Origin of the sequence: Azospirillum melinis, assembly GCF_013340935.1 — a bacterium.
In the GTDB taxonomy this organism is placed as follows: domain Bacteria; phylum Pseudomonadota; class Alphaproteobacteria; order Azospirillales; family Azospirillaceae; genus Azospirillum; species Azospirillum melinis.
The window spans coordinates 22,387-35,844 of sequence record NZ_WHOS01000071.1 but is presented as its reverse complement, the minus strand read 5'-3'; the positions used below and the strand labels follow the sequence as shown (position 1 = coordinate 35,844).

11 protein-coding genes and 1 pseudogene are annotated in these 13,458 nt (G+C 69.0%); 6 read left to right on the top strand and 6 right to left on the bottom strand.

What is annotated here, in order from left to right; translation table 11 throughout:
• Positions 1-330, bottom strand: a pseudogene (locus GBZ48_RS31340) (cell division protein FtsX); the annotation flags it as partial.
• A gap of 4 nt (positions 331-334) precedes the next feature.
• Positions 335-1,072, bottom strand: a complete 738-nt coding sequence (gene ftsE, locus GBZ48_RS31335; protein ID WP_174474584.1) for a cell division ATP-binding protein FtsE — start codon at positions 1,070-1,072, stop codon at positions 335-337.
• 160 nt (positions 1,073-1,232) lie between these two features.
• On the opposite strand from ftsE, the gene GBZ48_RS31330 reads away from it, so the two are divergent.
• The 4 genes from GBZ48_RS31330 to GBZ48_RS31315 all read left to right on the top strand — a co-directional run bounded on the left by GBZ48_RS31330 (position 1,233) and on the right by GBZ48_RS31315 (position 5,382).
• On the top strand, positions 1,233-2,015 hold the full coding sequence (locus GBZ48_RS31330) for a lysophospholipid acyltransferase family protein (RefSeq protein WP_174474583.1): 783 nt from the start codon (positions 1,233-1,235) through the stop codon (positions 2,013-2,015).
• A gap of 125 nt (positions 2,016-2,140) precedes the next feature.
• Positions 2,141-3,997: a DUF2491 family protein gene (locus tag GBZ48_RS31325; RefSeq protein ID WP_174474582.1), complete on the top strand. Its 1,857-nt coding sequence runs from the start codon at positions 2,141-2,143 to the stop codon at positions 3,995-3,997.
• A 28-nt stretch (positions 3,998-4,025) separates the two neighbouring features.
• Positions 4,026-4,451 carry a DUF350 domain-containing protein gene (locus tag GBZ48_RS31320; protein ID WP_174474581.1) on the top strand — a complete coding sequence of 142 codons (426 nt, stop codon included), beginning with the start codon at positions 4,026-4,028 and terminating at the stop codon, positions 4,449-4,451.
• Positions 4,452-4,611: 160 nt separating this feature from the next.
• Complete coding sequence (locus GBZ48_RS31315; protein WP_174474580.1) at positions 4,612-5,382, top strand: hypothetical protein; 771 nt, start codon at positions 4,612-4,614, stop codon at positions 5,380-5,382.
• Positions 5,383-5,518: 136 nt separating this feature from the next.
• Here GBZ48_RS31315 and GBZ48_RS31310 read toward each other — a convergent pair whose 3' ends face one another.
• The 4 genes from GBZ48_RS31310 to GBZ48_RS31295 all read right to left on the bottom strand — a co-directional run bounded on the left by GBZ48_RS31310 (position 5,519) and on the right by GBZ48_RS31295 (position 11,106).
• Positions 5,519-6,223, bottom strand: a complete 705-nt coding sequence (locus tag GBZ48_RS31310; RefSeq protein ID WP_174474579.1) for a hypothetical protein — start codon at positions 6,221-6,223, stop codon at positions 5,519-5,521.
• A 227-nt stretch (positions 6,224-6,450) separates the two neighbouring features.
• Positions 6,451-7,968, bottom strand: a complete 1,518-nt coding sequence (locus GBZ48_RS31305) for a sensor domain-containing diguanylate cyclase (protein WP_174474578.1) — start codon at positions 7,966-7,968, stop codon at positions 6,451-6,453.
• A 262-nt stretch (positions 7,969-8,230) separates the two neighbouring features.
• On the bottom strand, positions 8,231-9,640 hold the full coding sequence (locus GBZ48_RS31300; RefSeq protein WP_174474577.1) for a replication initiation protein: 1,410 nt from the start codon (positions 9,638-9,640) through the stop codon (positions 8,231-8,233).
• 713 nt (positions 9,641-10,353) lie between these two features.
• Positions 10,354-11,106: a TSUP family transporter gene (locus GBZ48_RS31295; RefSeq protein WP_174474576.1), complete on the bottom strand. Its 753-nt coding sequence runs from the start codon at positions 11,104-11,106 to the stop codon at positions 10,354-10,356.
• Positions 11,107-11,236: 130 nt separating this feature from the next.
• Here GBZ48_RS31295 and GBZ48_RS31290 point away from each other — a divergent pair, with 130 nt between their 5' ends.
• Both GBZ48_RS31290 and GBZ48_RS31285 read left to right on the top strand, forming a co-directional pair.
• Entirely contained in the window at positions 11,237-12,124 is an 888-nt protein-coding gene (locus GBZ48_RS31290) for a LysR substrate-binding domain-containing protein (RefSeq protein WP_174474575.1), read from the top strand.
• Between the two features lie 93 nt (positions 12,125-12,217).
• Positions 12,218-13,450, top strand: a complete 1,233-nt coding sequence (locus tag GBZ48_RS31285; protein WP_246307587.1) for an MFS transporter — start codon at positions 12,218-12,220, stop codon at positions 13,448-13,450.
• Positions 13,451-13,458 lie beyond the last annotated feature (8 nt).

Genomic DNA, 13,458 nt, shown 5'->3' with positions numbered 1-13,458 from the left:
CAGCCAGGGCTCCAGCAGCCGGGCAATCTCCCCCCCGCCCAGCAGGGTCGCCGACCGGATGCCGGGGACGGAGCGCAGCACGGTCAGCGCAGCCTCCGCCCGCTCGTCCAGCGGGGCGACGGGGGCACCCGGCATCGGCGCCACCTGCACGGTCAGGCCGCCGGCCAGCCCGCTGTCCCAGCGCTGGGCCATGTCCGTCACCAGCATGGCGCCGGCCAGCGCCAGCGCCGCCAGGAACGCCATCAGTGCGGTGATCCAGCCGAGAAAGCGCGAGGAGGGATCGACGGCCAGCGGCAGGTCGGAACGGGGCCGCACCGGACGAAGCGCCATGCCGCTACTCCCACTTTGAGTCGATGGGGCCAGAGTCGTTGGTCCGCGCGTCCTTCGCACGGGCCTCCTGAGCGCGACCGCGCGCCGGCAGCACCATCAGCCGGCCATTGTCGAGGTGAAGGCGCGGATGGTCGAACCGGCGGATCAGCGCTTCGTTGTGGGTGGCGATCACCACGGTGGTCCCCAGCTTGTAGAGTTCCTCGAACAGGTAGAGCAGCCGCATGCCGATGCCGTCATCGACGTTGCCGGTCGGCTCGTCGGCGAGAAGCAGCCGCGGCCGGTTGATCACCGACCGCGCGATGGCGACCCGCTGCTTCTGCCCGCCCGACAGGGTGGAGGGCGTGGCGTGCAGATGGTTGCCCAGCCCGACCCAGCGCAGGATCTCGCTGCAATGGGCGACCACATCGGCCTCCGGCGTGCCGGCCATGCGCAGCGGCAGCGCAACATTGTCGAGCGCAGACAGGTGGTCGAGCAGGGCGAAATCCTGGAAGACCACGCCGATCTGGCGACGCAGTTCCGGCAGGTCGCGGCGGGTCACCATCGCCATGTCGCGGCCGAACAGGGTGACCAGCCCGCGCGACGGCCGGTGGGCCAGATACATCAGCTTCAGCAGCGACGATTTGCCCGCCCCGCTGGCACCGGTCAGGAAATGGAAGGATCCCGGCTGAAGGGTGAAATTGATGTCCCGCAGCACCTCCGCCTCGGTGCCGTAGCGCAGGCCGACATTCTCGAAACGGATCACGGTTCCACCACAGCTCGCCATCCCTCCACGCCGGGGACAATGCACCCGGTGGGGAGCGGAGTCCACCCTGCCCGGCAAACGGCCGCCATCTCCCTCCCGTCCTCTCCCGCACTGCGCGGAATGCTTGAGAAGTCGGTGAAGACCTGACAAGTTGCCGGCCATGATCTGGATCCGGTCCCTCGCCTTCAACATCGCGTTCCACCTCTGGACCGCGCTGATGTGCTTCGCCCTGCTGTGGATGCTGCTGCTGCCGCGTCCGCAGATGGTCGCGGTGGTGAAATGGTATCTCGGCACCGTCGGCTGGCTGGAGCGCACGCTCGTCGGCATCCGCTACGAGGTGCGCGGGCGGGAGAACCTGCCCGACGGTCCCTTCCTGCTGGCGGCCAAGCACCAGTCGGCATGGGAAACCATGAAGCTTCACCTGCTGGTGAAGGACCCCGCGATCATCCTGAAGCGCGAGCTGATGTGGATCCCGATCTGGGGCTGGTATGCCGCCAAGGCGAAGATGATCCCGGTCGACCGCGGCGCCGGCGGGGCGGCGATCAAGTCGCTGATCCGCAACTCCCGCCCGGTGCGGGACGAGGGTCGCCCCATCGTGATCTTCCCCCAGGGCACCCGCGTGGCGCCGGGCACCTACCGTCCCTACCGCATCGGCGTCGGCATGCTCTATGACAGCCTCGGCATTCCCATCGTGCCGATGGCGCTGAATGCCGGCCTCTATTGGCCGCGCCACAGCTTCCTGAAGTACCCCGGCACGGTGGTGGTGGAGTTCCTGCCGCCGATCATGCCCGGACAGCCGCGCGCCGAAGCGATGCGCGACCTGGAGGAGCGGCTGGAGGCCGCGAGCGACCGCCTCGTCACCGCAGCCGGCGGCCCGCCCACCCTGCGCCCGCCGCCACCGGAACCGGCACAGAGCAAGCGGACGGCGACCGCCGTCTCCTGACGGAAGTCATAAGGGCCGGGCACCACGGTTAATCCCTTGAGCGCCGCCGCGTATCTGCCTACCCTCGCGCAACGAATCGCCGGGAGGGCCGGTTGAACCGGCTCCGGATGACGCGCGAGAGGACGATGACGCAGACCGCGAAGCTTCGCAGGCCCACCCGGTATCAGGATCGCTGGACGGAGCGATGGCGCGCAGCAGCCGTCGCCCTTCTGATGATGGTGCAGCCGCTGGCGGCCCCCGTCGGCACCATCCTGACCGCTCCCGCGGCCCCCGCCCCGCTCGCCATCGCCGTCACCGCGGCGGTCATCACGCTGGCGCCGGGCGAGGCCGAGGCCCGCGCCGGGTCCAGCAGCCGGTCGTCCGGCGGCTATTCGCGCCCGTCGCGCACCCCGTCCATCGGCAGCAGCGGAAGCAGCAGCGGTGGATACTCCCGCCCCTCCACCTCGCGCACGCCGTCAACCGGAAGCGGCGGCTGGTTCTCCGGCGGGTCCTCCAGCTCCAGCGGCGGCTATGCCCGGCCGGGCAACAGCGCCCCGTCGGTCGCCGCCCCGCCGACCTCGGCAGGGGACCGGACCTTCAGCCAGCAGGGCTCGGCCGACGCGCTGAACCGCTACCGCACCAAGCAGGAGGCCGACCGCACCCCGCCGGCCCAGCCGGGCGCGCCACCGCCCGCCGCCTCCACCCAGGGGCGGACCGGCGGGTCGAGCAGCTCCAGCGGATCCAGCTGGGGGTGGGGCTGGGGCGGGTCGTCCTACCGCACGCCATCGACGCGCCCGGCGCCGGCCAACCCCTATGGCGGCTATGGCTGGAGCCCGCCGCCCTACACCATCAGCGCCCCGCGCCGCTTCGGCGTCTGGGACGGGCTGTTCCTGTGGTTCATGCTCGACACGCTGACCCGGCCGGGCCATGCCGCCTTCTTCCACAACAACGCCGACGACCCCGGTTATCGCGAATGGCGCCAGGAGGCCGACCGGCTGGCCCGCGACAATGCGGAGCTGCGCGGCAAGCTGGACCAGCTCGACCAGTCGGTGGCGGCCCAGGCCGGCACCCCGCGCCAGGCCGGACAGCTGCCGCCCGACGTGCCGGCGGATCTGGCCCGCGCCGATTCGGCCAGCTCGGCCAGTTCGGTTGACAGCGCCAGCGCCGCGCAGGCGTCGCGCAGTTCCGGACACGGTTTCTGGTGGTGGGGCCTGCTGCTGCTGGGAGCGGCGGTGCTGTTCCTGCTGTGGCGGGCGCGGCGGCGGATGGATGCGCCATCCAAACCAAATGCAGTCGCCAACAGCCCTGTCTCCAAGGGCTCTGGCTCCAAGGGAGGATCGGACGTGCCCCTGTTCGGAACGCTCGGCAACTATGTGAACCAGAAGCTCGGCGGCAAGGCCTACAGCCCGTCGCTGTTCCGGCTGGGCATGACGGTCACCATCGACCCCACCCCCTTCCTGCTGGCGGAGAGCGCCACCAAGGTCAAGGCGCCGGACACCGGCACCGACCGGCTGGTGTCGATCGAGGCGGTGGGAACCGTCACCTCCGGCCCGGCGACCGTCTACCGCCTGCATCTGCCGGGAGGGGGTTTCTTCCAGATCCATCTCGGCCCCGACGGGCAGCCGGACGAGTGCCGCTATTTCACCCCCATCGACAGCGTCATCCCGTCCGACGAGGGCGAGTGGGGCTTCTGGCTGGACGATGCGGAGGGGATGATCGGCTGGCCGGAGTTCCAGACCAAGGACGGCAAGCTCTACCCCCGCGTCTGGCAGCCGGGCGCCAGCCGCATCCAGCCCTTCACCCTCAGCGAAGCGCGCCAGACCCTGCGCGGGACCGAGACGGTGACCAGCCAGTCGATGCTGTACGGTGCTCCGACAAATGCCGGGGATCCGGCACCCGCCACCGAGTACATCCTGGTGGAGGCGGTGGAGCGCTCCGGCCGCGCGTCGGTCGAGATCGCTGCCGGCATCGACGTGAACCCCGCCTCCCTCTCCCTGTCCTAACCACCCATACGACAAGAGTGCCGGCCCCATGGAAAGCACCTTCGGTTCCATCCTGACCGCGCTCGGCACCGGCCTTCCGGTGCTGCTGGTCCAGCTCGCCGTCACGCTGGCGCTGCTGGCGGTCGGCGTCGCCGTCTATACCCGCATCACCCCCTTCGACGAGCGCCGGCTGGTGGCGGAGGGCAATGCCGCCGGCGGCCTGACGCTGGCGGGGTCCATCGTGGCGCTCGCCATTCCGCTGGCGGCGACGCTGGCAACCAGCACCTTCGTGCTCGATATCCTGCTGTGGGGCGTGGTGGCGGTGATCCTCCAGCTGGTCGCCTTCGCCGTGGCGACCCTGCTGATCCGCGACCTGCGCGGCCAGATCGAATCCGGCAACGTCGCGTCGGCCGCGACGCTGGTCGGCGTCCAGCTCGGGGTGGCGGTGATCAACGCCGCCGCCATGGCGGGATGAGCCGGGCGGGATGAAGGGGGCGGGATAGAGAAAATCGCCCCCGAGAGGTAAGGATGGGGGTCTGGTTCCCGGATCGCCCCCACCCCATCTGTGCAGGCGAAGCGTCCGCGGTCTTGATCCGCAGGCGCCTCCAACAACCCTCCTTCGACAGGAATCAGCCATGCTTGCCTTCATCCGCAACCTTATGGGTGTCAAGACCGACCAGGCCGTCCAGGGCGCCATGGAGGCGCTGGTCCGCTGGGATCCGAAGTCCGCGACCGAGGCGGAGCTGCGGACCATGGAGCAGCATCTCGACGGGCTGGGCCGGCAGGTGGCGGAAGCCCGCGCCATCCATGACCGCGAGCAGCGCGAGGCCGACGAGATCAAGGCCCTGTCCGCCCAGCGCATGGCCGCGGCCGAGCATCTGCAGCGCCAGATCGAAGCCGAGACCGACCCGTCGCGCAAGGCCGGGCTGGAGAAGAGCCTGGAGACCGTCGTCGCCATGCTGGAGGAGATGGCCCCCGACATCGAGCGCGAGGTCCGCGACGCCGTCGAGGCGCGCGAGTTCCTGGAGATGCTGGAGAAGAACTACGCCGAGGCCGGGGCCAAGCTGAAGGCCGCGCGCGCCGACCTGACCCGCGCCCAGCGCGACATGGGCCGCGCCGACCAGCAGCGCGCCATGGCCGAGCGTCAGGCCGAAGCCGCCCGTCAGGCCGCCGGCCTCGCCGGGGCCACCAGCGGCCTGACCGTCGCGCTGAAGGCGATGCAGGACACCGCAGCCAAGGATCTGGCCGCGGCGGAGGCCGCCAACGCCAAGGCCAAGCTGCTGCGCCCGTCGGCCCCGGAAAAGGAAGACCCCAACATCGCCGCCGCGCTGGCCGCCGCGTCGGGCAAGACCGCCCCGACCAGCCTGTCCGACCGTCTGGCGGCGCTGAAGGCCAAGCAGGGCTGAGGATTCGGGGGATCCGGCGGGGGGAAGACTCCGCCGATCCTTACCTCCTGGGGTCTCCTGGGAGATGGAACAGCGTGGAACGGTTTCCGGCTGCTGTTCCATCGTCACCGCCCCGCCCGCCTCGCAAACGGCCGCCTTACAGACGGTCGAAGGCGGCCTCTCCGCCCTTGCGCTCCAGCGCCGAGCCGAGGGTGGGATAGGGATCGTCGGGGTTGAGGGTATAGGGATAGACGCCCTTCGGCCCCGCCGCTTCCGGGCGGGCCAGGATGGCGGCGACGGCCTGCGGATTGGGCGGGGTGCGTTCGCGGAAGGCGCCGGGGATGCTGTCGTCGTCGAGGTCGGAGACGATCCCGGCGACAGGGTCGGTGGCAGGGTCGGTGGCAGACAGGTCTTCCGACGGCTGCGGGGTTTGCGGCCGATGCGCCGGCTGTTGCGCCGGGTGGGCGGCGAGCCCGTCGAGGATGCCGAGCCGGTCGGCCAGCCAGCGCACGGTCGACGGATCGCCGGAGGAGACCAGCCGCTCGATCTGCTCGACGACCAGACTACGCAGCGAGGACAGGCGCAGGTCGGCCTCGCGGTTCAGCGCCTGACGTTCCCACCAGACCCTGTGACGGAAATCCTTGGCGCCGTAATATGCCCGCCACAGGGTGGTGCGGCTGCATCCCATGGCGCGGGCGACATAGAGGAAGCTGCTGCCGCGGGCCAGCATGCCGGCGGCCATGATCCACTGCTCCTCATGGAACTGCGAACCGGGCACCAGCGAGCCTTCGGACGGCACCGGCGGCTCTTCTGCCCAAAGGGGGAAATTGTCGTTCTGGAAGGTACGGCTGTCGAGGGCCATGGCGTCGCTCCGCAAGGTCAAAGGACATGTGCGGAGAGATTATAGGAAATATATCCTTTCATGGGGCGTTTTGTGCAAAACGCGCGGCGCGCCACCGACGGGCGTTCCTTCCAGACCTCGTGGCAGGGCGGCAATCCGCTTCCGCCCGCCGTCCAACAGACCAGCCAGAAGCGGGACCGCCAGCTCGGCACACGGGTGCTTGGCATCACTGCCGGCGACGGCCCAGATCAGGCGATGGCCCGGTCATCGCAGGGCGGACAGGGCTCCTGAGCCGGTTCATGAATGAACCAGGCGCCCTTTCCCATCTGCTTGGCACGGTACATCGCTGCGTCCGCCTGACGGAGGGAACAGGGCAGATCGTTGCAGGAGCCGGCAGTGAGCGAAATTCCGATGCTGCACCCGACGCCCATGCCCAGATCGCGGACTTCGGCGATGATGCGGTTGGCCACGCTGGTGGCGACGGTCCTGATATCGGGGACATGCCCGGACAGGCAGACGACGAACTCGTCGCCGCCAAGCCGGCCGAGCAGGTCGCCGTCCCGGGTCGTCCGGCGCATGATCTCGGCCACCATCGTCAGAACCTTGTCGCCCTGATCGTGGCCTTGCCGGTCGTTCACCGCCTTGAAGCCATCCAGGTCGATGTAGAGGAAGGCGAGAACCAGCCCCCTCTGGCCGGCGCTCTGGCGCATTCCCTCCGCCAACTCCAGGAACAGCCCGCGGGCGGGCAACCCGGTCAGAGGATCGCGCCGCGCCTGATGAAGCTCGGCGCCCAATTGCAGCGCGACGCTTTCGGCTTCCAGTGCGCGCATCTGATTCCGGTGACCGCTGCGGATCATCCGGTCACTCGCCAGAAGCAGCAGAAGCACGAGCGTCGTGGTCATGGCCACTTCGGCAACGAACCACAGCGACCGGACCCGCCATGCGGCGAAGGCCGACTCCCCCTCGATCCCGGCATAGACGACGAGGTTCAGATCCGGAATGAGCCGGTAGGCGGCGAGCCGTTCCTTTCCGTCCAAAACGGACAGCGACCAGTAGGTGCCGACCGGGGCCTGCGGAAGCTGCTCGCGAAAGAGCTGCCCATTCCGGTTGTTCCTGCCGAGATTGGCGGCGAGGTCCGGTTGCCGGGCAACGATCTCGCCATCGGTGCGGAAGACGGTGACGGTGGTATCCAGCCCGAACGACATCATGGCGTAGAAGTTGACCAGCCATTCGGTCTTCATCCCGGCGCTGGCGACGCCGATGATGTCGCCGGTCCAGTCGCGGATCGGCCGCGAGATGGTGAAGACGATGCGGTTGTCCAGCCGGCTGCGCAGCGCCGGGCTGACCACGAGATCGGCCCCGGCCAGCACCGCCTGGAAATGGGGGCGGTCGGCGATGTTGAGCGGCCTGTCCATCTGACGGCCGGTGCCGGCAACGCCGTTGCCTTTGGTGTCGAACAGCCAGAGGGTTTCCCCGCCGTCCATATTGGCGAGCGCATCGCGCAGCCGGCGCCAATAGACGGGGTTCTGTACGGCCTCCAGGTTGCCGGCCTCGTCGACCAGGGCTGCGGCCTGACGCAGGGCGATGTCGGCGCCTTTCGTCGTGTGCAGAACATGAGCCTCGACGACTTTGGCCATGTCGGCGGCAAGCGCTTCCATCCGTGCGGAGGTTCGCTCCCGGTCCTGCCAGACGAGGTGGGTCGTCATCATGACGACAGCAGCCAACGCCAACACAGCGGCGAGCAGGGGGCTGACGTGTCTCGGCATGGAAACTCCGTTGCGACGGACGCTGAAGGCAGGAGGCCCACGCAAACATTATGCCGAAAATAAAATGTTGAATTTCCGGGCCTCACCCGCAGTTGAGGCGGTCAACCGTCGCAAACCGCCTCGCAGAGTTGGAGGCACCGAGCCAAAATGCTCTGGGTTTGCCCGAATGAGGCGGCAGGCTGACCGCTCCGTCGCATGGGAATGACGGCTGAGAGAGGCGCGTGACGCGATTCGATGGGACGCGGATCGAAGACCCCGATCCTTACGTCTCGGGGGAGGCTGCCTTCGCTGCTTTCGCCTTGCGCGCCGCCACCTCGAACGCGACGTCCTCGATCAGCCCGCCGGTCAGCGAGGACAGGGCCGACTTCAGGCTCGGCCAGTGGTTCATGCGGGCGGTGTCGGCGACGGCGGCGTTCCTGGCCATCAGGACGAGGCGGCGGCCGCCCTGGGGGGCTTCCTCCACCCGGTCCGGCTCCAGCTCGGCCAGCAGCGGGGCGGGGACCTTGCCCTTCAACGCGTGCAGGACGGCGGCCCACAAAGCGGTCACGTCGTCGGCGTCGGGCAGCGGGCCCAAGTCGGCGAGGCCGGCCTCCACCGGATCGGCGGGAGCCACGGTGTCGACCTTGCCGATGCGGCGCGCCCGGCGGCCGGCGCTGTGGCGTTCGCGCTCCAGATAGGTTTCGGCCGCCTCCTCCTCGTCCTTGGCGAGGAATTCGAGGGTCACCGCCTCGATCTTGCGGCCTTTCCGCTTCATCTTGTCTTCCGGCATGCTGACGCGGAAGGGGGCGAGCTGGTTCACCTCGGCAATCGCGCGGTCGATGGTGCGGGTGCGCAGGATGCCGAAATCCTTGTAGGCGCCCTCCGGCACGTTCATCAGCTTGCGCAGCGTGTCGATGTCCAGCTCCAGCGACGGATAGTCCATCTGGTAGCGCTGCATGCCGATCTCGTAGAGCTTCAGCGCGTAGGTGCTGGTGACCTTGACCATCGCCGGACCGGACAGCTTCGCCCACAGCTGCGACGAGCGCTGGATTTCCAGGAAGGCGTCGGTGAACTGGAAATGGATGTCGGCGGCATCGCTGTCCTCCTCCTCCTCCGGCCGGACATAGCTGGAGAGGATGCGCAGTTCGGCGCGCGACCGCCGGCCGCGGAAGGGGCCGATGACCACGAGGCTGGAATCGAAGATTTCCTTCAGCGCGTCGAAGATGCGCTCGTTGCCCTTGTGGTTGCCGCGCACCACGCGCTTGGGCATCCGGTAGAGCTTGTTGGCGAAATTCTGGCTGCCGGCGAGATGGATCATGAAGTTCAGCATCTTCTGCGCCGGCAGCGACAGGCGCGTGCCGTTGGCGGGATAGCTGTAGACCGCCTCCGCCGCCTTGATCAGATGCTTGTAGCCGTCGCGCTCGAAGGTGGCGCTGGCGACGCGTGCGGTCAGGCCGGCGACCGGAGCCGCGGAGTCGGCACTGACGGCCGGCAGCGTCGCCGCACTGCCGTCGCCGTCGATCACCGCACCGCCGGCCAGATCCTGCGGGCCCAGCACCACCAGTCCCGGTCCACCCTTCGCCGATTCCGCGGTCATCGAGGCCAGCGGGGCCGCCATGGGCGCAGCAGCGTCCGACGGGACGGACTCCTCCGCCACCGTGCTGCGCGCCTTCCTGCGCCCCGTCCCCGCCATAGCCGTCCTCCGCCAGAATCGGGGGAGGCTAAATCAATCCTTACCAGAAAAACAAGTAAGGAAAGGGTCGCGCCGCAGAATCCTTTTCATCCTTACGCCCTGGGGGCGGAACCCTTACGCCCCGGGGGGTGTGCGAATCGCCCCCACCCCGTAAGGCTGTTTCCCCCAGGCTGTAAGGAAGATTCGCTGCGACTCGCGGACTCCCCTGGAGATTCGCGCCGACGAATCCTCTTAAAAGGGAAAGGGAGTCACAAACGCCTGCCAAGTGCCGGATCCGCAAGGGCTTCCAAAGTGCGAATCTCGCCCGGAGATGTCCCTCCGCATCCTTACAAAGCCCGAATCGGACCGACTCGATTTGCCAAAAGCGCCTCCGGGGGGATGCCCTCCATCCTTACTCCGTGGGGGAGAGACGCCATTTTTGCTGTCCGGGGCTCTGTGCACAAGCGCAATCCTTACGGCTTGGGGGCGCTCAAAGCCGGATCCAGGCCCCCGAGAGGTAAGGATCGGGGCATTCAAGAGAGCGCATCGTCCGATTCTGGGCGGTGCCAGGAGTCACAGGCGCTTAAACGCCCCCAGGATGTAAGGAAGCCCGCCCCCAAGCCGTAAGGATCGGGGAGCGGGCCTGTCGTGCGCATCGGGGCGGAGTGTGGCCCCCAGGGAGTAAGGATAGGGAAGAAGGAACGGGATAAAACTTTGTTATATAATGTTTTTTCTCAATGGGCCGCCAGCAGGAGAAGCCCCTGGCCGAGATAGACGCTGGCGGTTCCCATCACCAGATAGCGGCTCCACAGGCGGAACTGGGCGTCACTCATGCGATCGAGGACGCGGCGGGAGAGATTCGTGCCGATCAGCGCCATGGCGATCGACATCAGGATCACCGTCGATTCCACCGTCTCGTCGCCGCTGCCGGCCACCAGCGGGGCGAAATAGACGATCTTCACCAGATGGCCGACCGACTGGATCGCGGCCTTGGTGGCGACCACGCTCTGCCGGGTCATGGCGCTGCGGATGAAGAAGGTGTCGAGCAAGGGACCGGAGATGCCGGCGAGCAGCTGAATCCCCATGCACAGGAAGCCGCCGAGCACGCCATGCAGCGGCTTCTGCGCGTTCAGCGCCCAGCGGGCAGGGATGGCCAGCGCCAGGAAGGGTGTCAGTCCCAGGATCAGCAGCGACACCGCCCGGTCCGGCACGGCGCCGGCCAGGGCGAACAGCAGGCCGGCGACGGAGCCGCCCAGCGCGAAGCGCAGGATGACCGGCCATACGACATGGCTCCGCCACAGCCACGCCCGCCAGCCGTTGGAGGCGAACTGCGTCACGCCATGCAGCAGCATCGCCGACGGCACCGGCAGCAGGATCAGCAGCAGGCCCATCAGCACCATGCCGCCGGCCATGCCGAACAGGCCCGACAGAAACGAGGTCACGAGAACGGTGAGGCCAAGCCCCACCATCAGCGGAAGCGTCAGCATGAATTGCCCGAATGCCGGAGAGGATGCCCGGAAACTCTCACGCGCGCGGTTGCGCCGCAAACGGCATTGTTCGATGCTCAGCCCCAGGAAAAGTTGGGGTGGGATCAGGAGTGACCTTGGAGATGGACGCATGCGCCGCCTGCCCTCGCTGAACGGGCTGCGCGCCTTCGAGGCGGCGGCCCGCCACCGCAGCTTCACCGCGGCGGCGGCGGAGCTGCATGTCTCGCAGGCGGCGGTCAGCCGGATGGTGAAGCTGCTGGAGGACCGGCTGGGCTTCGCCCTGTTCGACCGGCGGGCCAACGCGCTGGTGCTGACCGAGCGCGGCCGGGCGCTCCAGCCGGCGCTGACCGACGCGTTCGACGGCATCGCCCGGCGGGTCGAGCAGGTGTCGGCGATGCGGGCCGGGCCGGTGCTGACGGTCGGCATGGGGGCGACGGTGGCGGTGCGCTGGCTGATCCCGCGTCTGTCCGGCTTCCACATCGCTCATCCGGAGATCGAGGTGCGGATCGCCACCGGCGGGGCGGGGGCGCCGATGAACGACGACTGGACCTGCGCCGTCCTGCTCGGCGACGGCCAGTGGCCCGGCTATGAGGCGGAGCGGCTGTTCTCCTCCAGCCTGGAGCCGGTCTGCGCGCCGCGGCTGGCGGCGGCGCTGTGCAGGCCGGCGGATCTGGCCGGCGCCACGCTGCTGCACGTCTCCCATTGGGGGGAGGACTGGCCGCGCTGGCTGGATGCCGCCGGGGTGGCGGATCCGATGCCGGCCTCGGGAACGAGAGGGCTGTCCTTCGGCAGCTATGCCATGACCTTGCAGGCGGCCATCGACGGCGTCGGGGTGGCGCTGGCGCCGCGGCTCTACAGTGCGGACGACATCGCCGCCGGGCGCCTCGCAGCACCCTTCCAGCTGGCGGTGCCGATGGTCCATTCCTGGTATCTGGTCTATCGCGCCTCCCGCCGCGAGGATGGCGGCTTCGGCGCCTTCCGCGACTGGCTCTACCAGTTGTGCGCGGAAATCGCGTGAGGAGGCGCATGGCCGGGCGGCGCAATTGACCGATGCGCCGGCCGTGGGTGTCGACATAGGGTGTGCGCTGTTCTGTCACAGTTTCGACCCGTCATGACCGCACAGGACCGCGCGATGCCGCCCACCGCCGCCCCTCTCTCTACCGAAGACGCCGCCCACCCTGCCCTCTCCCGCTCGCTCGTCCTGCTGATGGCGCTGGCCTGCGGCGTGGTGGTCGCCAACATCTATTACGCCCAGCCGCTGGTCGGGCTGATCGGCCCGGCGGTCGGGCTGTCGCCGGAGACCGCCAGCCTCGTCGTCACCCTGACCCAGGTCGGCTACGGCGCCGGGCTGATCCTGCTGGTGCCGCTGGGCGACCTGCTGGAGAACCGCCGGCTGGTGGTGGTCACCCTGTGCAGCACGGTCGCGGCCCTGCTGGTGGCCGCCGTCGCCCCCACCGCGTCCCTGTTCCTGGCGGCGTCCTTCCTGATCGGCGTCACCTCGGTCGCCGTGCAGATGCTGGTGCCGCTGGCCGCCCACATGGCGCCGGAGGCCTCGCGCGGGCAGGTGGTCGGCAATGTGATGAGCGGGCTGCTGCTGGGCATCCTGCTGGCCCGCCCGGTGTCGAGCCTGATCGCCGACAGCCTGGGCTGGCGGGCGGTGTTCGGCCTGTCGGCGGTGGCGATGGTCGGCTTCGCCGTGCTGATGCGGCGCGTGCTGCCGCAGCGGCGGCCGGCGGGCCGGACCAGCTATGGCGCGCTGCTCGGCTCGCTGGGGCGGCTCCTGGTGCGCACGCCGGTGCTGCAGCGGCGGACCGTCTACCAGACCATGATGTTCGCCGCCTTCAGCCTCTACTGGACCTCGGTTCCGCTGCTGCTGGCGGGGGCGCCCTTCCATCTCAGCCAGCGCGGCATCGCGCTGTTCGCCCTGTCCGGCGCGGCGGGCGCGCTGGTCGCCCCGATTGCCGGGCGGATCGCCGACCGCGGTTGGACCCGGCCGGCCACCGGCTTCGCGCTGGCGATGGCGGCGCTGTCCTTCTTCGTGGCGCGTGCGGGAGAGGGATCCATCGCGCTCCTGGTGCTGGCCGGGCTGCTGCTCGACATGGGCGTGCAGATGAACATGGTGCTGGGGCAGCGCGCCATCTATTCGCTGGGGGCGGAGACTCGCAGCCGGATGAACGCCATCTATATGGCGATCTTCTTCCTGGGCGGGGCCGCCGGCTCGGCGCTCGCCGGCTATGCCTTCGCCGTCGGCGGCTGGGAGCCGGTGACCTGGATCGGCTTCGCCTTTCCCGCCATCGGTCTGCTGGTCTACCTGACCGAATTCCGAGGGCGGCCCGCCGCCTGACCTGAAAT

Bases quoted from the DNA above. Each gene is read 5' to 3' on its own strand.
- GBZ48_RS31330 (WP_174474583.1), top strand. From the start codon at position 1,233: ATGATCTGGATCCGGTCCCTCGCCTTCAACATCGCGTTCCACCTCTGG.
- GBZ48_RS31325 (WP_174474582.1), top strand. From the start codon at position 2,141: ATGACGCAGACCGCGAAGCTTCGCAGGCCCACCCGGTATCAGGATCGC.
- GBZ48_RS31320 (WP_174474581.1), top strand. From the start codon at position 4,026: ATGGAAAGCACCTTCGGTTCCATCCTGACCGCGCTCGGCACCGGCCTT.
- GBZ48_RS31315 (WP_174474580.1), top strand. From the start codon at position 4,612: ATGCTTGCCTTCATCCGCAACCTTATGGGTGTCAAGACCGACCAGGCC.
- GBZ48_RS31310 (WP_174474579.1), bottom strand. From the start codon at position 6,223: ATGGCCCTCGACAGCCGTACCTTCCAGAACGACAATTTCCCCCTTTGG.
- GBZ48_RS31305 (WP_174474578.1), bottom strand. From the start codon at position 7,968: ATGCCGAGACACGTCAGCCCCCTGCTCGCCGCTGTGTTGGCGTTGGCT.
- GBZ48_RS31300 (WP_174474577.1), bottom strand. From the start codon at position 9,640: ATGGCGGGGACGGGGCGCAGGAAGGCGCGCAGCACGGTGGCGGAGGAG.
- GBZ48_RS31295 (WP_174474576.1), bottom strand. From the start codon at position 11,106: ATGCTGACGCTTCCGCTGATGGTGGGGCTTGGCCTCACCGTTCTCGTG.
- GBZ48_RS31290 (WP_174474575.1), top strand. From the start codon at position 11,237: ATGCGCCGCCTGCCCTCGCTGAACGGGCTGCGCGCCTTCGAGGCGGCG.
- GBZ48_RS31285 (WP_246307587.1), top strand. From the start codon at position 12,218: ATGACCGCACAGGACCGCGCGATGCCGCCCACCGCCGCCCCTCTCTCT.